The organism is Serratia sp. 121840015-1 (assembly GCF_053627655.1).
Window position 1 is genome coordinate 1,062,816 of sequence record NZ_JBSEYF010000001.1, and the last position, 24,673, is coordinate 1,087,488.

At 57.9% G+C, this 24,673-nt stretch carries 24 protein-coding genes; 13 read left to right on the forward strand and 11 right to left on the reverse strand.

Annotated features, from left to right (window positions below; genetic code table 11):
* Window positions 1-2 precede the first annotated feature (2 nt).
* The 5 genes from cspE (at window position 3) to yebF (ending at window position 2,932) form a co-directional block, all read left to right on the forward strand.
* The gene (gene cspE, locus ACUXAC_RS05110; RefSeq protein WP_004927572.1) at window positions 3-212 is read left to right on the forward strand and encodes a transcription antiterminator/RNA stability regulator CspE; all 210 of its coding nucleotides are present in this window, start codon (window positions 3-5) and stop codon (window positions 210-212) included.
* Between the two features lie 147 nt (window positions 213-359).
* Window positions 360-1,742, forward strand: a complete 1,383-nt coding sequence (gene dbpA, locus ACUXAC_RS05115) for an ATP-dependent RNA helicase DbpA (RefSeq protein ID WP_060423966.1) — start codon at window positions 360-362, stop codon at window positions 1,740-1,742.
* A gap of 88 nt (window positions 1,743-1,830) precedes the next feature.
* Window positions 1,831-2,154, forward strand: a complete 324-nt coding sequence (locus ACUXAC_RS05120; protein ID WP_060423963.1) for a YebG family protein — start codon at window positions 1,831-1,833, stop codon at window positions 2,152-2,154.
* 39 nt (window positions 2,155-2,193) lie between these two features.
* Window positions 2,194-2,502, forward strand: coding sequence for a N(4)-acetylcytidine aminohydrolase (yqfB, locus tag ACUXAC_RS05125; protein WP_060423960.1), 309 nt, complete (start codon window positions 2,194-2,196; stop codon window positions 2,500-2,502).
* 70 nt (window positions 2,503-2,572) lie between these two features.
* Complete coding sequence (gene yebF, locus ACUXAC_RS05130; protein ID WP_060423958.1) at window positions 2,573-2,932, forward strand: protein YebF; 360 nt, start codon at window positions 2,573-2,575, stop codon at window positions 2,930-2,932.
* A gap of 56 nt (window positions 2,933-2,988) precedes the next feature.
* Here yebF and ACUXAC_RS05135 read toward each other — a convergent pair whose 3' ends face one another.
* The 5 genes from ACUXAC_RS05135 to mdtH form a co-directional block, all read right to left on the reverse strand.
* The gene (locus ACUXAC_RS05135) at window positions 2,989-3,552 is read right to left on the reverse strand and encodes a lipoprotein (protein ID WP_004927555.1); all 564 of its coding nucleotides are present in this window, start codon (window positions 3,550-3,552) and stop codon (window positions 2,989-2,991) included.
* 152 nt (window positions 3,553-3,704) lie between these two features.
* A complete protein-coding gene (locus ACUXAC_RS05140; protein WP_387441371.1) occupies window positions 3,705-5,345 on the reverse strand; it encodes an ABC1 kinase family protein in 1,641 nt (546 codons plus the stop codon).
* Window positions 5,346-5,380: 35 nt separating this feature from the next.
* Window positions 5,381-6,028 carry a glutaredoxin 2 gene (gene grxB, locus ACUXAC_RS05145; RefSeq protein WP_060423952.1) on the reverse strand — a complete coding sequence of 216 codons (648 nt, stop codon included), beginning with the start codon at window positions 6,026-6,028 and terminating at the stop codon, window positions 5,381-5,383.
* 127 nt (window positions 6,029-6,155) lie between these two features.
* Window positions 6,156-6,404: a hypothetical protein gene (locus ACUXAC_RS05150; protein WP_049202450.1), complete on the reverse strand. Its 249-nt coding sequence runs from the start codon at window positions 6,402-6,404 to the stop codon at window positions 6,156-6,158.
* A 72-nt stretch (window positions 6,405-6,476) separates the two neighbouring features.
* Window positions 6,477-7,682, reverse strand: coding sequence for a multidrug efflux MFS transporter MdtH (gene mdtH, locus ACUXAC_RS05155; protein ID WP_387441368.1), 1,206 nt, complete (start codon window positions 7,680-7,682; stop codon window positions 6,477-6,479).
* Window positions 7,683-8,027: 345 nt separating this feature from the next.
* Between mdtH and rimJ the strand changes: the two genes are divergently transcribed.
* The 4 genes from rimJ (at window position 8,028) to murJ (ending at window position 11,821) form a co-directional block, all read left to right on the forward strand.
* A complete protein-coding gene (gene rimJ / locus ACUXAC_RS05160; protein WP_197862479.1) occupies window positions 8,028-8,612 on the forward strand; it encodes a ribosomal protein S5-alanine N-acetyltransferase in 585 nt (194 codons plus the stop codon).
* A gap of 9 nt (window positions 8,613-8,621) precedes the next feature.
* Window positions 8,622-9,266, forward strand: a complete 645-nt coding sequence (locus ACUXAC_RS05165; protein WP_087762679.1) for a YceH family protein — start codon at window positions 8,622-8,624, stop codon at window positions 9,264-9,266.
* Window positions 9,259-10,179: a Gfo/Idh/MocA family protein gene (locus ACUXAC_RS05170; protein WP_147839859.1), complete on the forward strand. Its 921-nt coding sequence runs from the start codon at window positions 9,259-9,261 to the stop codon at window positions 10,177-10,179. The genes ACUXAC_RS05165 and ACUXAC_RS05170 overlap by 8 nt, the downstream gene beginning before the upstream one ends.
* A 106-nt stretch (window positions 10,180-10,285) precedes the next feature.
* On the forward strand, window positions 10,286-11,821 hold the full coding sequence (gene murJ / locus ACUXAC_RS05175) for a murein biosynthesis integral membrane protein MurJ (RefSeq protein ID WP_033647656.1): 1,536 nt from the start codon (window positions 10,286-10,288) through the stop codon (window positions 11,819-11,821).
* 62 nt (window positions 11,822-11,883) lie between these two features.
* On the opposite strand, the gene argS is transcribed toward murJ, so the two are convergent.
* Complete coding sequence (argS, locus tag ACUXAC_RS05180; RefSeq protein ID WP_387441365.1) at window positions 11,884-13,614, reverse strand: arginine--tRNA ligase; 1,731 nt, start codon at window positions 13,612-13,614, stop codon at window positions 11,884-11,886.
* Between the two features lie 838 nt (window positions 13,615-14,452).
* Between argS and ACUXAC_RS05185 the strand changes: the two genes are divergently transcribed.
* Entirely contained in the window at window positions 14,453-15,019 is a 567-nt protein-coding gene (locus tag ACUXAC_RS05185) for a VOC family protein (protein WP_060423939.1), read from the forward strand.
* Here ACUXAC_RS05185 and ACUXAC_RS05190 read toward each other — a convergent pair.
* Window positions 15,016-16,164, reverse strand: a complete 1,149-nt coding sequence (locus ACUXAC_RS05190) for a MalY/PatB family protein (protein WP_197848149.1) — start codon at window positions 16,162-16,164, stop codon at window positions 15,016-15,018. The two genes, ACUXAC_RS05185 and ACUXAC_RS05190, sit on opposite strands and share 4 nt — an antisense overlap.
* Window positions 16,165-16,265: 101 nt before the next feature.
* Between ACUXAC_RS05190 and cutC the strand changes: the two genes are divergently transcribed.
* Window positions 16,266-17,024 carry a copper homeostasis protein CutC gene (gene cutC / locus ACUXAC_RS05195; RefSeq protein ID WP_038877351.1) on the forward strand — a complete coding sequence of 253 codons (759 nt, stop codon included), beginning with the start codon at window positions 16,266-16,268 and terminating at the stop codon, window positions 17,022-17,024.
* 271 nt (window positions 17,025-17,295) lie between these two features.
* Here the strand turns inward: cutC and ACUXAC_RS05200 are convergent, their stop codons facing one another.
* Both ACUXAC_RS05200 and ACUXAC_RS05205 read right to left on the reverse strand, forming a co-directional pair.
* Window positions 17,296-18,021, reverse strand: a complete 726-nt coding sequence (locus tag ACUXAC_RS05200) for an IS3 family transposase (RefSeq protein ID WP_100395677.1) — start codon at window positions 18,019-18,021, stop codon at window positions 17,296-17,298.
* A gap of 130 nt (window positions 18,022-18,151) precedes the next feature.
* Window positions 18,152-19,972 (reverse strand): exopolysaccharide biosynthesis protein, encoded by a 1,821-nt coding sequence (locus tag ACUXAC_RS05205; RefSeq protein ID WP_169318495.1) that lies wholly within the window; start codon window positions 19,970-19,972, stop codon window positions 18,152-18,154.
* A 436-nt stretch (window positions 19,973-20,408) separates the two neighbouring features.
* On the opposite strand from ACUXAC_RS05205, the gene ACUXAC_RS05210 reads away from it, so the two are divergent.
* Both ACUXAC_RS05210 and ACUXAC_RS05215 read left to right on the forward strand, forming a co-directional pair.
* On the forward strand, window positions 20,409-20,813 hold the full coding sequence (locus ACUXAC_RS05210) for a hypothetical protein (protein WP_060425843.1): 405 nt from the start codon (window positions 20,409-20,411) through the stop codon (window positions 20,811-20,813).
* The gene (locus ACUXAC_RS05215; protein ID WP_454266534.1) at window positions 20,810-22,900 is read left to right on the forward strand and encodes an FKBP-type peptidyl-prolyl cis-trans isomerase N-terminal domain-containing protein; all 2,091 of its coding nucleotides are present in this window, start codon (window positions 20,810-20,812) and stop codon (window positions 22,898-22,900) included. Before ACUXAC_RS05210 ends, ACUXAC_RS05215 begins: the two co-directional genes overlap by 4 nt.
* A gap of 36 nt (window positions 22,901-22,936) precedes the next feature.
* On the opposite strand, the gene cmoB is transcribed toward ACUXAC_RS05215, so the two are convergent.
* Window positions 22,937-23,908 (reverse strand): tRNA 5-methoxyuridine(34)/uridine 5-oxyacetic acid(34) synthase CmoB, encoded by a 972-nt coding sequence (gene cmoB, locus ACUXAC_RS05220; protein WP_060439776.1) that lies wholly within the window; start codon window positions 23,906-23,908, stop codon window positions 22,937-22,939.
* Window positions 23,905-24,648, reverse strand: coding sequence for a carboxy-S-adenosyl-L-methionine synthase CmoA (gene cmoA, locus ACUXAC_RS05225; RefSeq protein WP_049202466.1), 744 nt, complete (start codon window positions 24,646-24,648; stop codon window positions 23,905-23,907). The genes cmoB and cmoA overlap by 4 nt, the downstream gene beginning before the upstream one ends.
* Between the last annotated feature and the right edge of the window lie 25 nt (window positions 24,649-24,673).

A 24,673-nucleotide genomic window follows, 5' to 3' on the forward strand; every position in this document is an offset into this window, starting at 1 on the left:
AAATGAGCAAGATCACTGGTCACGTTAAATGGTTCAACGAAAGCAAAGGTTTCGGCTTCATCACGCCTGCCGACGGCTCTAAAGACGTTTTCGTTCATTTTTCCGCTATCGTTAGCGATGGTTTCAAGACCCTGGCTGAAGGCCAGCAGGTTGAGTTCTCCATCCAGGACAGCCAACGTGGCCCAGCCGCAGCCAACGTCGTTGCTATTTAACGACTGAGCCGCCAAGAAACCCGCCGCCGGCGGGTTTTTTTATGCCCGCTGCCCGTAACGCCGCCCATCTCTGTTATCATTTACCGCTGATTCGGCGCCAGCCTGCGGGCGCGCCGCCATTCCATTCGTCATATAAGAGTTATCGCCGTGAGCACAGTTTCTTTTTCTTCCCTGCCTCTGCCAGCCGAACAGTTGGCCAACCTCAACGAACTGGGGTACGCCAAAATGACGCCGGTGCAGGCCGCCGCGTTGCCCGCCATCCTGCAAGGGCGAGACGTGCGCGCCAAGGCGAAAACCGGTAGCGGTAAAACGGCGGCGTTCGGCATTGGTTTGCTGAATAACATCGTCGTTGCTCAGGTTGCCACGCAGGCGCTGGTGCTCTGTCCCACCCGCGAGCTGGCCGATCAGGTGAGCAAAGAACTGCGCCGCCTGGCGCGCTTCACGCAGAACATCAAAATCCTGACGCTGTGCGGCGGCCAACCGATGGGGCCACAGCTCGATTCACTGGTGCACGCGCCGCATATCGTGGTGGGAACGCCGGGCCGCATCCAGGAGCACCTGCGCAAGAAAACGCTGCTGCTGGACGAGCTGAAGGTGCTGGTGCTGGATGAGGCCGACCGTATGCTGGACATGGGCTTCGCCGACGACATCGACGATGTGATCAGCTACACGCCGCCGCAGCGTCAGACGCTGCTGTTTTCCGCTACCTACCCGGCGGGTATCGAACGCATCAGCGAGCGCGTTCAGCGTCAGCCGCTGAGCGTCGAAGTGGACGATGACGAAGCGCAGACCGCCATCGAACAACGTTTCTATGAGACCACGCGCGATCAGCGGCCGGCGCTGCTGGTGTCGGCCATTCGTTATCATCAACCCGCGTCCTGCGTGGTGTTCTGCAATACCAAACGCGATTGCCAAACGGTGCTTGAGGCCCTGGAGGCCCGTGGTATCAGCGCACTGGCGCTGCATGGCGATCTGGAGCAGCGCGACCGCGACCAGGTGTTGGTGCGTTTTGCCAACCGCAGTTGCCGGGTGTTGGTAGCGACCGACGTCGCCGCTCGCGGGCTGGATATCAAAGAGCTGGAGCTGGTGGTTAACTACGAACTGGCGTTCGATCCTGAAGTGCATGTGCACCGTATCGGTCGTACCGGCCGCGCCGGCATGAGCGGGCTGGCGATCAGCCTGTGCACGCCGCAGGAAATGGCGCGGGCGCACGCGATTGAAGACTACCTGCAGATGACCATTGCCTGGGCGCCGGTGTCCGAGCTGAGCGGGGCCGCCAACGGTTCGCTGGAGGCGGAGATGGTGACGCTGTGCATCGATGGCGGCCGTAAGGCGAAGATCCGCCCCGGCGATATCCTTGGCGCGCTGACCGGCGATGCCGGACTGACGGCGGCGGAAGTGGGCAAGATCGACATGTTCCCGGTGCATGCCTACGTCGCGATCCGTAAAGCCAGCGCGCGCAAGGCGCTGCAGCAGCTGCAACAGGGCAAAATCAAAGGCAAGAGCTGCAAGGTGCGGCTGCTGAAATAAGCCGAAGGCGGGTGGCGGTTTGCCTTCCCGCCGCTATCTATTTATACTGTATATAATTACAGTTATTTAAGTATTTGAGGACGCACACATGGCGGTTGAAGTTAAATATGTGGTGGTGAGAAACGGTGAGGAAAAAATGACTTTCGCGAGCAAGAAAGAAGCCGACGCCTACGACAAAATGCTGGATTTGGCGGATAACCTCGGAGAGTGGCTGCAACAGGCGCCGCTGAACCTGGACGACGAACAGCGCGAAGGGCTGAGCTTCTTCCTGGCAGAGAATAAGGACGCACTGGGTCTGATTCTGCGCGGCGCATCACCGGCGGAAACCGGCAAAAAACCGACGGAAGCGAAAGCGAAAAAAACGGTCTCTAACTCAAAAGAGGGATCTGCGTCAGAAAAGCAAGCGGCATAATGACTTATGTTGCGGTGTTGTGATGAAAAAGGATCTAAAATGAGCCGTGAAATAACTTTCTTCAGCCGCTTTGAGCAAGACATTCTGGCCGGGCGCAAAACCATCACCATTCGGGATGCCAGTGAGTCGCACTTCGAACCGGGCGAGGTATTGCGCGTAAGCCGCAATGAAGACGGCGTATTTTTCTGCTTTATCGAAGTGCTGTCGGTAACGCCGGTGCGCCTGGATGCGCTGACCGAACGCCACGCACAGCAGGAGAACATGTCGCTGAGCGAGCTGAAGCAGGTGATCAAGGAAATCTATCCGGGCCTGGATGCGCTGTTTGTCATCGAGTTCGTCAAACGGTAACTCTTTGCCGAAACCCTGTTGTGAGCCAGGGATGGGCGCCCGGATAGCGCTAATCACAACGGGAGGACATATGAAAAAAACGGGTTTGGCTATCGCCTTGTTGGCCATGATGGGAGCATCGACTGCGGTGTGGGCGCAGGATCAAGAGCAACGCACCGCCAAGGTGGGGCAGTGTGCCGGTCTGCAGCCGGCGGATATTGCCGCTCAGGTCAAGCGTGATTTCTTGCAGAACCGCATCACGCGCTGGGAGGCGGACAAAAAGCTGCTGGGCACCGCAACCCCGATCGCCTGGGTCAGCCCGGATGCCATCACCGGCAAGGATCAGGTGTGGCAGGTGCCGCTGACGGTGCGGGGTACCAAGATGGATAAAACCTACAACGTGACGCTCAACTGCAACACCGGCGAGATTGCCTACAGCGCGCCGCAGTAATACTTTCCCGCAATAAAAAGCCCGCCGATCGGCGGGCTTGATACATCAAAGCTCGGTCAGTCGCTAAACGGGATCACCAACTCACCCGGTTTCACTTCCAATCCCTTCGCCAGTTTTTTCGCCAGTGCTTCGGTTTTGCTGTTGTCAGGATTCAGCACATAAGCCGGCTTTTGGTCGAAGTAAGATTTCAGCGACTGGTTCAGGTATGGCGTCAGCGCTTTCATTACCGTCTGCATTTTTTCCGGCTGCACGCTGTAATCGGTCAACTCCATATCCTTCAGGTAAATGGCGCCCTGTGCACGGTCGTAAACCGGCTGTGCTTTCAGCGTCAGCTTCAGGTCCGCCGCCTGCGGGCCGAGAATCGACGTGATGTTGACCTTGGCGTCACCGGAAAGGGTGACTTTACCCGGCTCGCTGCGGCCGATCTGGCTTTGCAGCTGCGTCAGCACGATGTTGGCGTCCACCAGGCCGGGCACGCCGATCTGCTTCTGATAATCATTGTGTTTCTGCAGGTAATCATTCACTTCCTGCTCGCTCAGGGTGTATTGGGTCAGTTGATTGCAACCGGCCAATACGCCGGCGAACAGCAGGGCGGCTGCGCCCATCAGGATCTTCTTCATTAATGCCTCATTGCGACTGCTGGCGAAAAGTGCTGCAGATAATTGATTAATCATTATAAACGTTCCGCCTGCGCGTGAAAACGGCAGGCGGCGATGTGCAGAGGATAGTGCGCGCAAAAGCGGGCGAGACCTATCGGATAACGCCGAAAGCGTCAGCGCCGCAGCCGCAGCGCCAAGAGAATCACGCCGGCCAGGCAGGCTGCGCCCCCCAACAGCGGGAACAGCGGAATGCCCCACAGTCGCAGCGACGAATGCATCAGATAAGGCGCCAGCCCCAGGGCAAAAGCGGCGGTGACGATGGCGATGGCCAGGGTGACGGCGGCGCGTTCCAGCGCTTTGCTCAGCTGGCCGAGGTTACTGACGTTGATATCGGCATTGAGCCGCCCGCGTTTTAGGCGGCGAACCAATAGCCGCAGCGTTTGCGGCAGCTCTTCTCCGGCATCGAGCGTTTCCCCGCCCAAGGCCAACAGCCGCTGGCGCACGGCGTCGGGGGCGTAGCGCTGCAGCACCGTTTGTTGCAGCATCGGCTTGAGCGTGGCCACGATGTCGAAGTTTGGATCCAGACGATGCAGCACGCCGTCGGCGGTGATTAATGCCTTGAACAGTAGCACCAGATCGGGCGGCAGCGCCAGCTGGTGTTCGCGCGCCATCACCAGCAGGTCGGTCAAGGCTTTACCCAGCGTCAGGGTGGTGGCGGCCTGTTTGTCGAGAAAGTTTTGTGCCGCCAACTCCAGATCCATCAGGTCCAATGGTTCGCTGTCCGACCAGGCGATCAGCGTGTTGACGATGCCTTCGGACTGGCGATCGGCGATGGCCTGCAGCAGCAGGAGCAACTGGTTGCGCCGCCGCTCGGACAGCTGGCCCACCATGCCGAAGTCGATAAAACCGACGCGGTCACCGCTCAGCGCCATGACGTTGCCGGGGTGCGGATCGGCGTGATACAGCCGATGCTCCAGCACCATGCTCATAAAGGCGCGGGCGCCGCGTTGCGCCAGCAGCGGGCCGTCAAAGCCTGCCGCCGCCAGCTGTTCAGGGCTTTCCGGCGCGGTGCCGGGCAAGTATTCCTGCACTAACAGGCGGGGAGAAGAGTATTGCCAATAGATTTTTGGCACCACCACGTCGGGTTGACGCGCGAACATCTCGGCAACGCGGTCGCAGTTATGCCCTTCGTGGGTCAAGTCCAGCTCGTGATTGAGCGCCGTTGCCAACGCTCGGACCATCTGCCGCGGCCGATAGCGCGCCAGCGCCGGGCTCTGCTGCTCCACGGTCTCCGCCAGCGAGGCCAGCAGCCGCAGATCGGCGTGGATGGTTTTCGCCAGACCGGGCCGCAGCACTTTTACCACCACCTGCTCGCCGCTGTGCAAGCGTGCGCGGTAGATTTGCGCCATCGACGCCGCGGCCAGCGGCGTGCGATCGAATTCGGCAAACCGCTGTTCCGGCTCGCCCCCCAGATCGGCGATGATTTGCGGCGCCAGCGTTTCCCATGGCAACACCGCCGCCTGGCTGTGCAGGCGATCCAGTTCGTCGGTCCAGGCCGGGTCCAGCAGATCAGAGCGCGTGGCCAGGATCTGACCGAATTTGACGAAGGTGGGGCCCAGCGCTTCGAGCGCTTCGCGCAGACGCTCAGGCAGGGTTTGTGCATCCTGCGGGGCAGATTCACCACGGGCGCCGCGCAACAAGGCTCCCAGGCCCAGCAGGCGTAGAACGTCTTGCAGACCATAACGAATCAGAACGGAGGTTATTTCCTTCAGCCGCGCCCGGTCGCGAGCGGTGGCGAGCACCATTTTCAACATCAGTACGCCATGTCCTTATTTGTCATTCTCGAACGTTATTGTTCCATATCCAGCAGCAACGGCACCTCGCTGCGCTGCGCCATGCGGTTGCGGTAGGCTTCCACGTTGTCCGGCAGCGCAACCCCGGCGACGATCGATAACGAGCGCAACAGCGGGAACAGGTGAATGTCGTCCTCGGACAGCTCGCCGTTTACCGCGTCGGCGGAGACGATCAGCGGCGACAGCGCTTGCAGGTCGGCTTCCAGTTCGGCGATCAGATCGGCACTGTTGGCGAGATGTTCGGCAAAATCACCGATAGCCGCCTGTTTTTTATCGATAAAGTAACGGCGGGCGCTGTCGGTGGCGAACTCTTCGAAATCGGCATGCGCAATACGCGGCAGCAGCAATTTGGCGCTGTAACTGCCGACCCGCTGCAGCCACTCGGCAATGGCCGGGTTGGTGCTACCGGTCAGCACCGGCTTGCCGTCCAGGCTATCGACATAGCGCACGATATCCAGGCTTTCCGGCATCGCTTCGCCGTCGTCTTTGATCAGGATTGGCACCATTTTTGTGCCAATCAGGTTGAATGGGGTCGTCTCATCGTCGTTGAGCAAGGTGACCAGCCGAATCGGCTGGCGCTTCAGGCCGAAAATCATACGGGCTTTAACGCAGAAGGGGCAATGATCGTAAATGAACAGTTTCATGCTTGCTCCGGGTTGTCAGGTTTTAACAGCAATAGTTACCACAGCTTACCGAGGCTGTCTTGAAGCGCGTGTGTTGGATGGTGCGTTATTGCGACATTGCCCGCGCAACAGGCGCGGGCGAGGGGCGTTATTTCTTGGCCGGTACCGAATTGAGCACATCGATCAGGTGAATGCGGGCCTGTTCCAGATCGACCTGATCGCGCTCGTTGGCGGCGGAGACGACCTGCAGCTGTTTGATGATATCGCTTTTCAGCGCGCTGTCGCCGGCGATGATGTGGGCCAGCGCTTTTTCCACCAGGGTGGAGCGCGCATAAATCATGCGCAGGTTCAGTATCATATGTTCGAGCAGTTGCGGTAACTTTGCTTCTTCAATCATGCCGACGGGCTCCTGTGGGGTTTTTACTAACAGGATAGCAGCTGTTGCCGATTCGGCCGGATTTCTATGGCGTTAACCGCCGCGCAGCATCATCGACGCGTTGCGCCGCGGGCTGAATTGCCAGTACAGCGCCAGCAGCGTGGCAAAACCGACGGCCCCGAGCAGCAACCAGGGCAGTTCCGGCATATTCATCGCCCGTCCGGTATCGTACATCCAGCCGCCGCCGGTATAGCCCAATGCGCCGCCCAGCGCCAAACCGAGGCGGCTGAAGCCCATGTAGCTGCCGCGCGCACGCGGATCGGCCAGCGAAGCGCTCAGCGTTTCGCGCGCCGGCTCGGCGATGATCGAGCCCAGATAGAAGCAGCAGATCAGCGTGAAGACCCCCTGCAGGCTGGTGGCGAGACCGATCGGCAGCAGGCTGAGCGTCATCAGCAGCAGGCCCGCCATCAGGCGCTGTTCAAGCCGGAAGTGTTTTTCACCCCAACGCGCCAACGGATAGAGCAGCGACAGCGACAGCGCCGCTTCGATCGCGTACATCCATTTCACCGCCGCCGGTGAACCGGCAATTTCGTTGACCACGATAGGCATCATCAGCATCATCTGCACCGCCAGCATGTAGTAACCGGTCAGCGTCAGGACATAGGTGAGGAAGCGGCGATCGCGCAGAACCCGCAACAGGCCTTCTTTCATCGGCACGCGTACGGTGGAGATGCGATAAGCCGGCAGTAACCAGGCATTCCAACCGGCAGCCAGCACGAAGATCGCCGCCCCGACCCAGCAGACAAAGTGAAAGTCGTACTGCAGCAGCCAACTGCCGATCAGCGCGCCGACCACCGCGCCGGCGCTGTCCTGCATCATTAGCAGCGAGAAAAAGCGGCCGCGCTCGTGCGGACGGGTCAGTTTGATCACCAAAGCGGTGCGCGGCGGATCGAATAACGTGCCGCCGAGGGCGGAAAGTGCGCAGGAGAACCACAGGATCCAGGGCTCATCGGCCATCGCCATGGTGGCGAACCCGGCGGCGCGCAGCAACATGCCGGTGACGATCATCGGCTTGGCGCCGAAACGATCGGCAATGGCGCCGCCAAAGATGCCGAGCCCTTGTTGCAACAGCTGGCGCAAACCCAGCGCGATGCCGACGATCAGCGCCGCCCAGCCCAGCTGATCGACGAAGCGGATCGAAATAAGCGGAAAGACGACAAAGAAGCCTAACACCACCAGCAGGTTATCGAGCAACAGAAAATATTTACCCAAGCTGCGCGCTTGCGACACCAGAGACATGCTTCACCATGAGCAATTAAGAAAGAAGGGGAGACAGCCGTTCCATTCTCTACCCAATTCCCGTACGGCAACAGGGGCGGCATAGATAATATTTTTTTATCGTCAAGGTGTTACCTGAGCTGCAAAATTGGCGGAAAAACGCCGTAAAACGCGTATTCGGCGATTTACTGAGCGGCCGGGATTTTACCTCGGGGGCGGGCTACGGTTATATTGAATGCAGGGAAGCGCAGTTCTGCGGCGCTATTGGCAAAATAAAACCATGGCGAAAGATCGGCACAGGATAATGATCCGCTCGGCTTCCTAATAAATACTTCTTATCGAACCGTTTTGACTGCGGGGGAAATGATGTTCGGCTATCGCTCTGCATCGCCAAAAGTACGTCTTACAACCGACCGGATGGTGGTCCGTTTAGTGCATGAACGGGATGCCTATCGCCTGGCGGATTATTATGCCGAGAACCGGAGCTTTCTCAAACCCTGGGAGCCGGTGCGCGACGAAAGCCACTGTTATCCTTCCGGCTGGCAGGCGCGCCTGGGCATGATCACCGAAATGCAAAAGCAGGGCAGCGCCTACTATTTTATCCTGCTCGATCCGGAAGAGCAGGAAGTGCGCGGCGTGGCGAACTTCAGCAACGTGCTGCGCGGTTCGTTTCATGCCTGTTTCCTCGGTTATTCGCTGGGGGAGAAATGGCAGGGACAAGGGCTGATGTTCGAAGCCTTGCAGTCCGCTATCCGCTATATGCTGCGCCAACAGCGCATGCACCGCATCATGGCCAACTATATGCCTCACAACCAGCGCAGCGGTGGACTGCTGACGCGTCTGGGATTCGAACGTGAAGGTTACGCCAAGGATTACCTGCTGATCGACGGCAAGTGGCAAGACCACGTTTTGACGGCATACACCAATAAAGAGTGGTTACCCCCACGTTGAGGCCAAACGATGAAATATGAATTGAACGCCAAAGAGGCGCGGGTCATCGGCTGCCTGTTGGAAAAACAGGTCACGACCCCGGAGCAATACCCGCTTTCGCTTAACGCCATTACCCTGGCGTGCAACCAAAAAACCAACCGCGAGCCGGTAATGGATCTGAGCGAAAGTGAAGTGCAGCAACTGCTCGATCTGTTGCTGCGCAAACATTTCCTGCGCACCCTCAGCGGGTTCGGCAACCGGGTAGTCAAGTATGAACAGCGGTTTTGCAACTCCGAGTTCGGCCAACTGAAACTCTCGCCCGCCGAACTGGCGGTGATCGCCACCTTATTGCTGCGCGGCGCGCAAACGCCGGGCGAGCTGCGCACCCGCACCAACCGGATGCACGAGTTCAACGATGTCAGTGAGGTCGAACAGGTGCTGCAGCAGCTGGCTACGCGCGAAGATGGCCCGTTCGTGGTGCGCCTGGCGCGTGAGCCGGGCAAACGCGAAAGCCGGTTCATGCACCTGTTCAGCGGCCAGATTGATGAAGCGCCGGCGGCGCTTGAGTCTGAGGACGACGGCGACCTGAACGCCAGGGTCAGCGCATTGGAAAACGAAGTATCGGAATTGAAACGGCTGGTGCAACATCTGTTGGCGAGGGAAGCGAATGACTAAATTGCGTGTGGGCGTGGTGGGATTGGGCAGTATTGCGCAGAAGGCTTACCTGCCAATCCTCGGTCAGGCGGCGGATTGGACGCTGGTGGGCGGTTTTTCGCCCAATCAGCAAAAAGCGCAGCCGCTATGCGACAGCTACCGCATGGCCTGTTTCTCCCGTCTGGACAGCCTGGCCGAACAGTGCGACGCGGTTTTTGTCCACAGCAGCACCGCCAGCCATTTTTCCGTGATAGGCGAGCTTCTGAACCGCGGCGTGCACGTTTACGTCGATAAGCCGCTGGCGGAAACGCTGGAGCAGGGCGAGCAGTTGCTCGAGTTGGCCGAGCGGCGAGGCAAAACGCTGATGGTGGGGTTCAACCGCCGTTTCGCGCCGCTTTACCGGCAGCTCAAACAGCAAATGAACCAGCCGGCTTCCATTCGCATGGACAAGCATCGGACGGACAGCGTCGGCCCGCACGATCTGCGTTTTACCCTGTTGGATGACTATCTGCACGTGGTGGACACCGCGCTGTGGCTGGCGGGCGGGCACGAGCAACTGCTGAGCGGCCGTTTGCAGGCCAACGCCGCCGGTGAAATGCTGTATGCCGAACACCACTTCGCCTGCGGCGACACGCAGGTGACGACCAGCATGCATCGCCGGGGCGGCAGCCAGCGTGAAAGCGTGCAGGCGGTGACCGACGGTGCGCTGTATCAGTTGACCGACATGCGCCACTGGCGGCGTGAAGATGCGCAGGGCGAGTTGGAACAGCCGGTGCCGGGCTGGCAAAGCACGCTGGTGCAACGCGGCTTCGACGGGGCGGTGCGGCATTTCCTCAGCGCCGTCGCCAACCAGAGCGCGCCGGAAACCGGCGGCGAACAGGCGCTGGTCGCCCAGCGGGTGGTCGAGCGTTTGCTGCGGGATAACTCTATGTAACATATGGCGGTAGCTATTCTTTTCCGGATGCGTAAACTGAGCCGATTGTTTCACTGACGCCTGCTGTTGCAGGCGTTGATATTTACGGTACCTATCAGACAACCACATGAACCTACTCAAATCCTTGGCTGCCGTCAGCTCGATGACGATGTTTTCGCGGGTGTTGGGCTTTGCCCGCGATGCAATCGTCGCGCGCGTGTTCGGGGCCGGCATGGCAACGGACGCCTTCTTCGTGGCGTTCAAACTCCCTAATCTGTTACGCCGTATCTTTGCCGAAGGGGCATTTTCGCAGGCCTTCGTGCCGATCCTGGCCGAATACAAGAGCCAGCAGGGTGAAGAGGCGACGCGCACTTTTATCGCCTATGTCTCCGGGCTGTTGACGCTGGTGCTGGCGGTGGTGACGGTGCTGGGGATGCTGGCCGCGCCCTGGGTGATCTATATCACCGCGCCGGGCTTTACCGATACGCCCGACAAGTTTGCCCTGACGTCGGCGCTGCTGCGCATCACATTCCCCTATATTCTGTTGATCTCACTGGCGTCGCTGGTGGGGGCGATCCTCAATACCTGGAACCGCTTCTCGATCCCGGCCTTTGCGCCAACGCTGCTTAACGTCAGCATGATCGGCTTCGCGCTGTTCGCGGCCCCGTATTTCAATCCACCGGTGCTGGCGCTGGCCTGGGCGGTGGTGGTGGGCGGCGTGCTGCAGCTGGGGTATCAGCTGCCGCACCTGCGCAAGATCGGCATGCTGGTATTGCCGCGCCTCAAGCTGGGCGATGCCGGGGTCTGGCGCGTGATGCGCCAGATGGGGCCGGCGATCCTCGGGGTGTCGGTCAGCCAAATCTCGCTGATCATCAACACCATTTTCGCTTCGTTCCTGGTGTCCGGCTCGGTGTCCTGGATGTACTACGCCGACCGCCTGATGGAGTTTCCTTCCGGCGTGCTGGGCGTGGCCTTGGGCACTATCCTGCTGCCGTCGCTGGCCAAAAGCTTCTCGAGCGGCAACCACGACGAGTATTCGCGCCTGATGGATTGGGGGCTGCGCCTGTGCTTCCTGCTGGCGTTGCCGAGCGCCATTGCGCTCGGCATTTTGGCCAAGCCGCTGACCGTTTCGCTGTTCCAGTACGGCAAATTCAGCGCCTTTGACGCGGCGATGACGCAGCGTGCGCTGGTGGCTTACTCGGTAGGGCTGATGGGGCTGATCGTGGTTAAAGTGCTGGCGCCGGGCTTCTATTCGCGGCAGGACATCAAAACGCCGGTCAAGATCGCCATCATTACGCTGATTATGACGCAGGTGATGAACCTGGCGTTTATTGGCCCGCTGAAGCATGCCGGCCTGGCGCTGTCGATCGGTTTGGCGGCATGTCTGAACGCCTCGCTGCTGTATTGGCAACTGCGCAAGCAGAAGATTTTCCAGCCGCAGCCGGGGTGGGCGCTGTTCCTCACCAAGCTGGTGATCGCCGTGCTGGTGATGTCGGCCGTGTTGATTGGCGCGATGTGGCTGATGCCTGCCTGGGATCAGGGCAACATGCTGGAGCGTTTGCTGCGCTTGGCTGCGGTGGTGGTGGCCGGTGTGGTGGCGTACTTTGGCGTGCTGGCCGGGTTGGGCTTCCGCCCGCGCGATTTTGCTCGCCGGGTCGCCTGAGCCAAAGGCAAGCGTAAAAAAAGGTCGCCTGGGCGACCTTTTTGCTTTCTGGGCGGCGCAGTTTACATGCGTTCGACGGTTTCGATGCCCAGCGTATCCAGACCAGTTTTCAGCGTTTTTGAGGTCAGCAGCGCCAGCTTCAGGCGGCTCTGACGCACTTCTTCGCTGTCGGCGTTCAGGATCTGGCAGTGCTCGTAGAAACCGGAGAACAGGCCGGCCAGATCGTACAGGTAGCTGCACATGACGTGAGGCGTGCCTTCACGCGCGACGGTGGTGAGCACTTCTTCGAACTGCAGCAGGCGGGTGGCCAGCGCAATTTCGCGCTCTTCGGTCAGCGTCAGCGGCAGCGTCAGGTTGGTTTCGTCGATGCCGGCGCGTTTGAATACCGATGCCACACGGGTATAGGCGTATTGCATATAAGGCGCGGTATTGCCTTCGAAGGCCAGCATGTTATCCCAGTCGAAGACATAGTCGGTGGTGCGGCTTTTCGACAGATCGGCGTATTTCACCGCGCCGATGCCGACCACGCGGGCCACGGTTTTCATTTCGTCTTCCGGCATATCCGGGTTTTTGCCGGCGATCAGCTGTTCGGCGCGTTCGATGGCCTCATCCAGCAGGTCGGAGAGCTTCACCGTACCGCCCGAGCGGGTTTTGAACGGCTTGCCGTCTTTGCCCAGCATCATGCCGAACATGTGGTGTTCCAGCGAGACGGACTCCGGCACGTAACCGGCCTTGCGCACGATGGTCCAGGCCTGCATCAGGTGCTGATGCTGACGGGAGTCGATGTAATACAGGACGCGATTGGCACCCAGGGTTTCGTAGCGATACTTGGCGCAGGCGATGTCGGTGGTGGTGTAGAGGTAGCCGCCATCCTTTTTCTGGATGATGACGCCCATCGGATCGCCGTCCTTGTTCTGGTATTCATCGAGGAACACCACGGTAGCGCCTTCGCTTTCCACCGCCAGCCCTTTGGCTTTCAGGTCGGCGACGATGCCCGGCAGCATCGCGTTATACAGGCTTTCGCCCATCACGTCGTCTTCGGTCAGCGTGACGTTCAGGCGGTTATAGGTCAGCTGGTTTTGCGCCATGGTGATGTCGACCAGCTTGCGCCACATTTTCAGACAGTACTGATCGCCGCCCTGCAGCTTCACGACGTAAGCGCGCGCGCGTTCGGCGAACTCGGCATCTTCGTCGTAATGCTTCTTGGCTTCGCGGTAGAACTGTTCCAGATCGGACAGGCCCATGTCGCTGGCGTTTTCATTCTGCATTTTTTCCAGGTAGGCAATCAGCATGCCGAACTGGGTGCCCCAGTCGCCGACGTGGTTGGCGCGGATCACTTTATGGCCCAGAAACTCCTGGGTACGTGCCGCGGCGTCGCCGATGATGGTGGAGCGCAGGTGGCCGACGTGCATCTCTTTCGCCACGTTCGGCGCGGAGTAGTCGATAACGATAGTTTGCGGCTCAACCGGTGCGATGCCCAGTTTCGGTGCGTTCAGCACCCGATCGGCCTGGCGCGCGACCCAGTCGCTGTTCAGGAAAATGTTGATAAAGCCGGGGCCGGCGATTTCCACTTTAGCGGCGACGTCGCCGAGATCCAGCAGTTGCACCACTTTTTCCGCCAGTTGACGGGGTGGCATGCCCAGCTTTTTGGCGACGGACATCACGCCATTGGCCTGGTAATCACCAAACTGCGCCTTGGCGGATGGGCGGACCTGCGCTTCGCAATCGGCTGGCGCGCCAGCGGCGATCAGCGCCTGGCTGACTTTATCTGAAAGAAGAACCTGAATATTCACCGGGTTACCTTAATGACGAACGAGGGGCTGAAGCCAACCCCTGTGGGATTCAACGGTGGCAGGCACCGGTGCACGACTGGTGCGGTGCCTTCCACAAAACAGCCTGCAATTGTAACCGATCTGACGGACCCCGTCAGCAGTTGGCGCGGCCGCAGCGATGAAACTGTTGTCGGGTGCGGCGCGTTGATGGCCGGAAGGTGAAAGCAGAATGACCTGGCAGAATGTACGAAGGGGAGAGTTGCAAAGCTAGCGCTTTTTATTGCGGCGACCGGCATCCAGCGTGTTGCCGCTGCGTGATTTGAAATGACGGTAGATGGCGTATACGGCGATAATTATCAACACCAAGGATATCGTCAGCAATAACATAATGATCATCTCGAATTTAAATTTCCTCCAAAGTAGCCGAGTTATCTTGGTGAATCAATTGTTCGGGGTTAAATTAAGATAATCCTTAGTTTTTTATCAATTAATTTTGTTTATTTTCTTCTTTTACAATGGGTTGTGATTGCTTTTTGTGTGGGTTTGATAAGTGGGCCAGGGTTGATTAAACCAGACTATTCAATCGGATTGGCCAATGGGCTGCAGAGGGTTTTGTGCAAAATAACTTAAATCATAGCGTCATGAAGAAAAGGTATAATGGATTGCGAAAATTCTTATTTTTTATTTATCTGTTGATTTAATAAGCTGTCATCTTAATAAAAAGCTGGTTTTTATTCTCCCGGTCCGCAACCAAAAATCATTCTGAACGGCTGCTGAAAAACCTCGCAATGCTGGCGAGCGCTGTCGCCACCGTGTAAATTACGGCGTTTCACATGCGTTCCGTTGTTTTGAGGTTTCTATGACCACCCCCTTGCAGGCCATTGCCGAGCTGGACGACCTGGTGCTCGACCTGCCGCGTTTCGAGCAGGCATTGCATCAATTTGCCGCCAAATTGCGGCTTGATCTGGCCGCGTTTACCGCCGATCACATCTCTCTGCGCTGTCATCAGAACGCCACTGCCGAACGCTGGCGCCAGGGGCTGATGCAGTGCGGGACACTGCTGTCCGAGTCGATGATCAACGGGCGACCTATCTGTCTGTTCGATTTGTCGCAGCCGCTGGCCGTGGGGCCGTGGCAGATAGACTGCGTCGAGCTGCCGTATCCCGGGGAGAAACGCTATCCGCACGAAGGTTGGGAACACGTCGAATTAGTGCTCAGTGGCGATCCACAGACGCTGCACGCCCGGGCGTTGAGCTACCTTGCCGATGAAGCGCTGCTGGCCCCGGGGATCAAACTGAAGCAAAGCTCGCCAAAAGGCGAGGGCGAGCGGCTACCGAACCCGACGCTGGCCATCACCGACGGAACGGTGACGATAAAGTTTCATCCTTATTCCATTCGAGATATCGTCGCCAGCGAACAAGGTTAGCCGGGCAGTGCCGCACAGGCTCGCGCCATGCGATCGAGCGCTTCATCGAGCAGGGCCCACCGGCAACCAAAGTTAAGCCGCACAAAGCGCCGATCGCCGAAATCCAAACCGGCGCTTAATCCTACGCCCGCGCGTTCGAAGAACTGATGCGGGTTGTCCACCGGTAAAGCGCTGCAATCTATCCACGCCAGGTAGGTGGCTTCGATTGGCAAAACCGTCAACCCCGGCATGGCGTTGATGCGCTCGATCAGCCGATCGCGATTGGCACGTAGATAAATCAGCTGCTCGTCCAGCCAGGGCTGCCCGTATTGATAAGCCGCCTGCGCTGCCACCAGCGCCAGCAGATTGACCTCCGGCACGATGCCGCTGCGCGCGCGTTTCAGCCTTTGTCGCAGCGCTTCGTTGGGAACGATCGCCAGTGAAGCGCCCAGCCCGGCAAGATTAAACGTTTTTGACGGCGACATCAGCGTCACGCTGCGTTGGGCCGCATCGTCATTCAGGGTAGCGAAAGGGGTATGCCGCACGCCGGGTTCAAGCAGCAGCTCGCAGTGGATTTCATCGGAACAGACGATTAAATCGTGCTCGCGAGCGAACTGATGGTGCTGCAACAGCTCATCCCGGCGATAAACGGTGCCACCGGGATTCTGCGGGTTGCACAGCAACAGAAGCTTCTCGTTGCCGCTAAGCCGATCACGCATCACGGGGAAGTCCAACACCCAGCGTTGGCCTACCGCCGTTAGCGGCACCGAGAGGTGCTTACGCCCGGCGAATTTGGCCGCTTTGCGGAACGGCGGATAAATGGGCGAGGGGGCCAGCGTGCTCTGGTGTTCTTCGGTGCAGGCTCGCACGCACAGGTTCAGGCCGCACACCAGCCCAGGCAGGAAAATGATCCATTCAGGCTTGATGTGCCAGCCGTAGCGCTCTACCATGCGGCGGGTAAAAACCTCAATAAGATCAGGGGATGGGTGAGTGTAGCCGAATACGCCGTGCGCCACGCGACGCTGCAAGGCTTCGATCACCGCCGGCGGTGAGGTGAAATCGCTGTCGGCGACCCAAAGCGGAATAATGTCGCGGTCGCGATATTTATCCCACTTAACGCTGTCACTGTGACTGCGGTCTACCCATTGATCAAAATTGAATGCCATAGTTACAACCCTGAGCCGGTTTATGCCTAAGCATGAGCCTACGTGAGAAATGAAGAAATGAACAATTGCCGCCGTATGTTGGCCGTTATCTGGGGGTGACAATGATAAAACTGGAAGTTTGTTGCTTTAGCGTCGACTGCGCGCTGACGGCCGAACGGGCAGGCGCCGATCGTATCGAGTTGTGCGCCAGCCAGAGCGAGGGGGGATTGACGCCGAGTTATGGCACGCTGCGTCTGGCGCGCGAGCGGGTGGCGATCCCGGTGCATCCGATCGTTCGTCCTCGCGGTGGCGATTTCTGCTACGGCGCGGTGGATTTCGAGGTGATCAAACAGGATCTCCGCCAGATCCGCGAGATGGGGTTCCCCGGCGTAGTGGTCGGCATGCTGGACGAAGAAGGGCACATCGATCTGCCGCGCATGCGCGAAGTGATGAAGCTGTGCGAGGGCATGGCGGTGACGTTCCATCGCGCGTTCGACATGTGCCAAAACCCGATGGTGGCGTTGGAACAACTGACCGAGCTGGGCGTAGCGCGCATTCTAACCTCCGGCCAACAGCAGAGCGCCGAACTGGGCCTGCCGCTGCTGCGAGATTTGCGCCAGGCCAGTCACGGCCCGGTGATCATGGCGGGTGCCGGTGTGCGCCTCAGCAATCTGCACAAGTTTGTCGACATCGGTCTGCATGAACTGCACAGCTCTTCCGGCCATCTGGTACCGTCGACCATGCGTTACCGCAAGGCGGGCGTCACCATGTGCTCCGATAACGAGTTTGACGAATTTAGCCATTATTGCGTGGATGGCGAAATGGTGGAGGCGATGAAAAACGCGCTGGCCTTGGTTGATCCCCTGGCGCAAAGCGCATAATCACGCAGCTAACCGCGTTTGAAAACCGGTTTCCGGGCCGTAAGACCCCTTTGCGTGTCACTGAGCCCTCGGCGATCGCGCAAGTACCAGGCCCCGGCGTTTTGCCGGGGCTTTTTTTATGTCTTTGACCCGTCCTGAATAGCGTTGACACGTTTTCGACTTAAATCCGGAGAACGTGATAATGGCCGAGTTTAAACGCACACAACGCGACTATCCTTTGTCTTTTAAAATTGCTGTTGTTGAGCAGGTTGAAAAAGGCGAAATGTAGTGGTCAAGTAATATTGGCCACGGTTTTACAGTAAGAACGGTATCTGTTCTCTGATTCTTCTGGCGTCAGTCCACCGTTATGATGATGTGGTCTGACGCTATTGTAGTAATTCAATATATAGCGATTGATTTGCCGCCGGGCTTCGTCTTTGCCCACGTAGCCATTCGCTGGTACCCATTCTGTTTTCAGGCTGCGGAAGAAGCGTTCCATCGGGCTGTTATCCCAGCAGTTTCCCCGCCGACTGACGCTTTGCTTTATTCTGTAACGCCAGAGAAGTTGCTGATATTTCAGGCCTGTATACTGGCTTCCCTGATCGCTATGGAACATGACATCACGCGGTTGGCTACGCGTCTCATATGCCATCCGCAGAGCGTTGCTTATCAGTGCTGTATCGGCATTCGCTGACAGACTCCAGCCGATAACTCTGCGGGCAAAAAGATCCATTACGACCGCCAGATAGCACCAGCGATTTCCTGCCCAGATATAAGTAATATCTCCGTACCATACCCGGTCTGGCTCCGGTACAGCGAACTGGCGCTCTCGTCTGAGCTGGCGTACCCAAGATTCAAGCGTGGTAGAACCAACATTAACCGCTTCACTGGCTTGTCGATATGAGTAGCCCTTATCAACGATCAGCTGTGCACATTCCAGCCTGAACTCAGGGGTAAAAGTACGCTTAGTTCTCTTGTTCATTAAGTCACCTATTTTATGTTGAGGTGAGAATATCACCTTTAATCAGGTGGCCAAATTCACTGTGCCACTACACCAGTCCCTAAAATATAAAACGCCCGATGCGGTGCATCAGGCGTTTTACAGGCATAAAAGTGTCAACCTATGCCAGGACTAGTCATGTGGATGATTAGTGCTGTGCATCGGGCGAGAAGTTGAAGACTTCGCCCGGAGTAATGCCGCAGTTTAAAACGCGCACCGCATTATTGCCATTTCCGGGATTGATCAGGATATCGTGGATAGTGCGATTGTTGTTCATGACAAAACGCGCGTAGTAAAGGTTGCCGATGCGTATCCAGGGAATAGCTTCATTGCTCTCGACAGTGTCGGTATAGTTATCGTTGAACGAGCGGGCCCAAATGCCAGTCGAAGCTTGCGCGGTAGATTGATCGCCGATAGAGGATGCGATGGCCCAGAATGTTCTCAGTCCCATGCTCCGATGAATACGTTGACCTAAACCTTTATAAGCCGGGTTATCTCCATTGGCGGTCAGGATATTGCTATCCGCCGTCAGATTTCCGTCAATAAACCAGCCTACAGGCTGTTTGTCAGCACCGATGGCGATCATATTGCTGTTCGTCAAACAATTTAGCGGAGCCGCATGTAGCTGGTAGCTGCGTTGCGCAATGCTCAGTGTGCCTCTAAGAATGTTGTAACCCGCTTCATTGTTCAGACTGCCGTTCGTCCACATTGGCATGACGGTGTTGCTGAATGAAAGTTGATACCCGCCGTTCGCTTCGAAGCGAACGGCCTGAGGAGAGAGTGAACCCTTCGGTCCATTAGCGGTAGCGAAGTTAACATTGCTGATTTGCACTGGGGTGATATTTGATTGGCCAGTAGACTTTCTTAATACCAGGAAGCCCCCAACGGTATCACCATAGTCATTAATATAAGAACCGTTGGCGATTTGAATATTGGCGGAGGAATCCGAGTCGATATCAATTCCGGTACCATTTCTGTCAGCCATGAAATTGCTCAGGCTAAGGCCGCCTAAATAGGAGGTTCCTTGTGTTGTAGTTTTGATAAAGATCTTTTTGCCATAAGAGAACACATTCACCATAAACGTATTGTCGTGGCGATCGAGATTGAAAGCACAAGAACCGGTTACAGCGATAGAGGCAGTCACCGCGTTTTCTGTCGGGCGCACGACGTTGGCATTGACGTGAACATTGGTAAATCTGTTGATGTCCCTGCTTTCATAAACCCTGTAGTCGCAGCGTACTGCCCAACCGTAGATATTCTCAAAGTTGTTGGCTTCTCCACGAGCTTCAACAAAATCATAGGCGCCTACATAACGGCAGTTGGCGACTGACAGAGCGCCGGTTGCGGTAATGGTGGCCCCGTATGGAACAAACGCCTCCGGCTGGGTGGCAGTATATTTCTGATCTGGATAGAGGAACGACCAACCATCAAAGACAACGTTCTTATCGCAGGCGAAACAAACCGCACCTGCCGGCTTTTTGATGATGAAAGCACTATCGTCCGCAAGGCCTGCCCGATTAGGGCCATTGTTTGTAAGACTTGCAGGGCCTTGAGCAAGACCGCGGCGGGATCCTCTGACTGTGATGCCATTAGCGACGTTGATAGGTTGAGTGCTGGTCAGCAGATATTGAGCATTTTCCGAAGCATAGACCACTTTGTTTTTTAAACTCGCGGCATAGTTTAATGTCGCGCTGATTGCTGCGTCAGAGGTGGAAGTGCCACTAGGATCAGCGCCGAAGTGATCGAAAGTCAGTTTCTGATCCAGTCGTTTCCAGCGGGCTCCTCCCGTTGTAACCACCACGGTACCGTTATTGTCCGCACTGGTTGTATCCGTTTTCGCATAATAGAATTCGCCGCCGCCGGCGAAATGTCCGGGGGTGTGAGAAACTAAAAAGACAATCTGGTCATCTGTAACTGGCGTCAGATTACGCAATTCACTGATGTTATTAACACTAATCATATTGTTCATGAAATTTCTCCTGTTGGTTGGCAACACGATTCTCAATCAGGATGGACGTTTCAAAAAGTCGATGAGGTTTGCTGGGTGCTGATACAGCGTGAAGTTCAGGCCGCGGCAATTGGAGCATGCGTTGGCCTGGTACCTTGTCAAGACGCAGCACCGTTTCAACGCTGTTATTCGGTCGGTGGCCCCATCTCTTCTTGCGATCGCCATGCCCTGCTGATAAGTTTGTGAGTTAAAATCCTTTAAATATCATCATATTAAATGATTTTTTGGTATGTATTGCCGTGGTGAATGGTTTGCGTTCTGCCGCTCGTCACCGCGCCGGTATTTTTACCTGTTCATCGCCTGCCTTATGGCCGGAACATCACAGCATCAATTGAGGAGAGCCGTCGGCGCAGCCGCAGGGCGCGTTAACGGCGGACTAAACAAGGAGATAACGATAATGACCCGAACGGCACACTGTTTGAGCGCGGCGCTTTTACTGACGTTGGCCCTGACCGGCTGCCAGACCGCCAAGCGACCTGTTTCTACATTAAGCCAGCCGCCCAGCGCAGAAGAAATTGCGGAACAAGACAAACGGCAGCGTGAGGCCGAGCGCATGCAGCAGTGCCAGCGCGAGTTGGATGCCATGCGCGGCATGGATAACGAAAAATACCAAAAATTCAAACGCGAATTCGATACCTTGATGGGCGGCGCCGCGCAGTATGCCGGGGTTCGCCAGCGGGTCAACACGGGCACGCAGGAAACCGTCGACGCCCTGTATCGTTATCGCACCAGCCGTCTTTGCGCGGACATCAGTTCTGCCATGATGACCGGCCTGGCTGAGCGCGGAGAACGCGCCCAATGACCCCTCGTGCAAGAAAGGCCTTACTGAGCCTGATGATACCGCTGGCGTTTGCGCCGGCGGTGGCCGGGGCGGATGACGACGTGCCGGCATTATTGCAGTTTGCCGAGCGTTACCAGCGGCAGGACGCGCCGGCAGCCGAGACTGTGGTTACCCCATCCCAAGAAAGCCAAAAGCCGGCGTCCCGGCCGGTTCAAGCTCGTGAAACGAGCTCACAGAGAAAGCAACTGGCTCAGTTGCAAAAGACGCTGCGCGAGAAAGAGACTCGCTTGGAGCAACAGCAAGCCGCTCTTCAATCCCTGCAGCAGGAGTTGACCGCGTTGCGGGTTGCGTCGTCCCTGACCGCTGCCGATAAACCGACACCGGCGCCTGATTTGAGCGCGTTGAGCGACTTCGCCAGCGGCGTACGACAGGCGCTGAACCTGACGCCGCAGGAGCGCAAGGCTCAGGCGCAGATCGCCGAAGCGCAGGCGGCGTTAGCGCTGCAAAAGCAGCAAACCGAGGAGCGCGACCGGCGCATTGCCTTGCTGGAACAACGGCTGGCGGCGTTGCCTGAACAGGCGGATAAGGCTTGGCAGGAGAAACTGGCGGCGGCCCAGACCACCAACGATAAAGCGCGCCAGCGTTATGAGCAGGATAAAAAAGCGGCCGCCGCTGAGCTGGAACAGCAGAAGGCCGAGGCTGCCAGGCTGACGGGCGAACTGCAGCAGCAGCTGGCGCAGCTGCAAAAAGAGCAGGAGGGCCAACGGCAGCAGGGTGGGCAGCAAGAGAAAAGCCTGAAGACGGCGCTGGCGCAGCAAAAGGCCGAAGCCGCCAAGGTGACGGGTGAACTTCAGCAGCAGCTGGCGCAGCTGCAGAAAGAGCGTGATGGTCAACGCCAACAGGCTGAGCAGCAAGAGAAAAGCCTGAAGACGGCGCTGGCGCAGCAAAAGGCCGAAGCCGCCAAGGCGGCGGGTGAGCTTCAGCAGCAGCTGGTGCAGCTGCAGAAAGAGCGTGATGGTCAACGCCAACAGGCCGAGCAGCAAGAGAAAAGCCTAAAGACGGCGCTGGCGCAGCAAAAGGCCGAAGCCGCCAAGGCGGCGGGTGAACTTCAGCAGCAGCTGGCGCAGCTGCAGAAAGAGCGTGATGATCAACGCCAACAGGCCGAACAGCAAGAGAAAAGCCTGAAGACGGCGCTGGCGCAGCAAAAGGCTGAAGCCGTCAAGGCGACGGGTGAACTGCAGCAGCAGCTGGCGCAGCTGCAGGAAAAAAACAAGACGCAAACCGAACAAGCTAAAGCGTTGGAACAACGTTTGGCGGTGGTAACGGCGGAAAGCGCGCAGGCTGCGCAGCAGCGGGATAAAGCGACACTGCAGGTGGATAAAACGGCAACGGAGCTGGCGGCCGCCCATCAGGCGCAGCAAGCTTTGCAAGACGAGCTGAGCGGGCTGAGATCGCGGGCCAAATGGCTGCCGGATGCGCAGGCGCTCAAGAAAAAGCCGGAACAGCAGAGCTATGCTGCCGGTGTCGCTTTGGGACGCGATATTCAAACGATGCTGGCGGAGCGTAAAAATTGGGGCATCAATCCCGATAAAACCCTGCTGCTGGCGGGCGTGATCGATACCTTCAACGGCCATTACCAACTAAGCGATGCACAGTTGACCCGCGCGCTGTCGGAGTCGGAAAAAGCGGTGAACGACGCCAGAAACCAGGCGGCGAAGGTGCAGACCAGCAAGGGCGAGGCGTTCGTCACCGAGTTTAAAAAGAAGAAAGGCACGCAGAAGTCGCCTGCCGGTTTCTGGTATCGCATCGATTATGTGGGTGATGAAGCCATTAAGGAAAACGCACGGGTAGACATTGTGGTGAAAGAGAGCTTAACCGACGGCAGCGTGATTCAGGATATGGATCGCAGTGGGAAGGTGATGTCACAGCCACTCTCTGCCTATCCGCCGTTGTTCCGCGAGGCGATCGGCCATCTGAAAAATCATGGCTCTCTGACAATGGTGGTGCCGCCGGCGTTGGCGTACGGAGAAACGGGCTATGCGCCGCAGATCCCGCCGAACGCGACCATGGTGTATGAGCTGCGGATTGTCGATGTCGACAACGGGTAAATTCGGGCCGGCTCAGGCCGGCCCGATTAGCGAACGCTAGGGTTTTTTGGCGGTCAGCACGGCGCGCAGGGGCGCCGGATAGCCTTCGATCGTTTTGCTGCGATCGTTCGGATCGAGGAATTCGGCCAGTGACTCGCTGGTCATCCAGTCGGTGCGGCGCTGCTCTTCGAGGCTGGTGACGCACATATCGGCGATCTTCACGTCGACGAAACCGCACTTCTCCAGCCAGCATTTCAGCGCTTCGGCGGAAGGAATGAAATACACGTTGCGCATCTGTGCATAACGATCGCCCGGCACCAGCACCTGGTGGCGATCGCCTTCCACCACCAGCGTTTCCAGCACCAGCTCCCCTTCAGCCACCAGCTGATTTTTCAGCTGATAGAGATGATCGAGCGGCGAGCGGCGGTGATATAGCACCCCCATTGAGAACACGGTGTCGAACGCCGCCAGATCCGGCAACTGCTCGATGCCGAGCGGCAGCAGGTGGGCGCGCTGATCGCCACCCAACAGCTTGCGCACCGCTTCGAACTGGCACAGGAACAGCTGCATCGGATCGATGCCGACGGCAAAGTGTGCGCCGGCGCCGATCATGCGCCACAGGTGATAGCCGCTGCCGCAGCCGACGTCGAGAATGGTGCGGCCGGCCAGCGGAGAAATGTGCGGCAGCACGCGATCCCACTTCCAGTCGGAATGCCATTCGGTATCGATATCGATGCCATACAGCGAGAACGGCCCTTTACGCCATGGCATCAGGGTGCGCAGCATTTTCTCGATGCCCTCGAGCTGGCCCGGCGACAGGGCAGGCTCCATCTCGGCGCGTACGCCGTGCAGCAGATCGAGGCGGGTTGGGGTCAGCGTCGGCAAATGTTCCACCGAGTTGAACCACTGCTTGAATTTGCCGTGCAGTGATTCGCGTTGCCAGGCGCTCAGCTGCGCAGGCAGGGTATCCAGCCAATGGCTGAGGGGGCTTTTGGCGATGCGCTGATAGAAATCACCGAACTCGATCATTGCGCATCCCCCGCTTTCAGGGCGATCAGCGAACCGAAGTTGAAGCATTGGAACCACACTTCGGCATGCTCGAACCCGGCTTGATGCAGGCGCGCCTTATGTGCCTCTACCGAGTCGGTCAGCATCACGTTTTCCAGCATGCTGCGTTTTTGGCTGATCTCCAGCTCGCTGTACCCATTGGCGCGTTTGAAATCGTGATGCATGTTGAACAGCAGCTCGCCGACTTCGGCGTCTTCAAAGCTGAACTTCTCCGACAGCACCAGTGCGCCGCCCGGGCGCAGGCCGCGATAAATTTTCTCCAGCAGGCGCAGGCGATCGGCCGGTTCGAGGAACTGCAGCGTAAAGTTCAGCACCACCATCGAGGCGTTCTCGATGTCGATGTCGCGAATGTCGGCTTCGATGACGTCAACCGGCGTGTCGGCGCGGAAGGCGTCAATATGGCGGCGACAACGTTCCACCATCGCCGGCGAATTGTCGACGGCGACGATATTGCAGCCGGGCACCTTGATATTCCGCCGCATCGACAGCGTCGCCGCGCCCAGCGAGCAGCCCAGGTCATACACCCGGCTGTCGGGTTGCACAAAGCGTTCGGCCAGCATGCCGATCATCGAGATGATGTTGGAATAGCCGGGAACGGAGCGTTGGATCATGTCGGGGAACACTTCGGCAACGCGTTCGTCGAAGGTCCAGTCGCCCAATTTGGCGATGGGGGCGGAGAAAAGGGTATCGCGGTTTGGCATAGCGGCAAATCAGTTCAGAATTCGA

Bases quoted from the DNA above. Each gene is read 5' to 3' on its own strand.
- grxB (WP_060423952.1), bottom strand. From the start codon at position 6,028: ATGAAACTGTTCATTTACGATCATTGCCCCTTCTGCGTTAAAGCCCGT.
- ACUXAC_RS05135 (WP_004927555.1), bottom strand. From the start codon at position 3,552: ATGAAGAAGATCCTGATGGGCGCAGCCGCCCTGCTGTTCGCCGGCGTA.
- murJ (WP_033647656.1), top strand. From the start codon at position 10,286: ATGAACCTACTCAAATCCTTGGCTGCCGTCAGCTCGATGACGATGTTT.
- cspE (WP_004927572.1), top strand. From the start codon at position 3: ATGAGCAAGATCACTGGTCACGTTAAATGGTTCAACGAAAGCAAAGGT.
- ACUXAC_RS05210 (WP_060425843.1), top strand. From the start codon at position 20,409: ATGACCCGAACGGCACACTGTTTGAGCGCGGCGCTTTTACTGACGTTG.
- cmoB (WP_060439776.1), bottom strand. From the start codon at position 23,908: ATGATCGAGTTCGGTGATTTCTATCAGCGCATCGCCAAAAGCCCCCTC.
- ACUXAC_RS05185 (WP_060423939.1), top strand. From the start codon at position 14,453: ATGACCACCCCCTTGCAGGCCATTGCCGAGCTGGACGACCTGGTGCTC.
- ACUXAC_RS05215 (WP_454266534.1), top strand. From the start codon at position 20,810: ATGACCCCTCGTGCAAGAAAGGCCTTACTGAGCCTGATGATACCGCTG.
- ACUXAC_RS05190 (WP_197848149.1), bottom strand. From the start codon at position 16,164: ATGGCATTCAATTTTGATCAATGGGTAGACCGCAGTCACAGTGACAGC.
- cmoA (WP_049202466.1), bottom strand. From the start codon at position 24,648: ATGCCAAACCGCGATACCCTTTTCTCCGCCCCCATCGCCAAATTGGGC.
- ACUXAC_RS05150 (WP_049202450.1), bottom strand. From the start codon at position 6,404: ATGATTGAAGAAGCAAAGTTACCGCAACTGCTCGAACATATGATACTG.
- yebF (WP_060423958.1), top strand. From the start codon at position 2,573: ATGAAAAAAACGGGTTTGGCTATCGCCTTGTTGGCCATGATGGGAGCA.
- yqfB (WP_060423960.1), top strand. From the start codon at position 2,194: ATGAGCCGTGAAATAACTTTCTTCAGCCGCTTTGAGCAAGACATTCTG.
- ACUXAC_RS05120 (WP_060423963.1), top strand. From the start codon at position 1,831: ATGGCGGTTGAAGTTAAATATGTGGTGGTGAGAAACGGTGAGGAAAAA.
- rimJ (WP_197862479.1), top strand. From the start codon at position 8,028: ATGTTCGGCTATCGCTCTGCATCGCCAAAAGTACGTCTTACAACCGAC.
- ACUXAC_RS05140 (WP_387441371.1), bottom strand. From the start codon at position 5,345: ATGTTGAAAATGGTGCTCGCCACCGCTCGCGACCGGGCGCGGCTGAAG.
- ACUXAC_RS05170 (WP_147839859.1), top strand. From the start codon at position 9,259: ATGACTAAATTGCGTGTGGGCGTGGTGGGATTGGGCAGTATTGCGCAG.
- ACUXAC_RS05165 (WP_087762679.1), top strand. From the start codon at position 8,622: ATGAAATATGAATTGAACGCCAAAGAGGCGCGGGTCATCGGCTGCCTG.
- cutC (WP_038877351.1), top strand. From the start codon at position 16,266: ATGATAAAACTGGAAGTTTGTTGCTTTAGCGTCGACTGCGCGCTGACG.
- mdtH (WP_387441368.1), bottom strand. From the start codon at position 7,682: ATGTCTCTGGTGTCGCAAGCGCGCAGCTTGGGTAAATATTTTCTGTTG.
- ACUXAC_RS05205 (WP_169318495.1), bottom strand. From the start codon at position 19,972: ATGAACAATATGATTAGTGTTAATAACATCAGTGAATTGCGTAATCTG.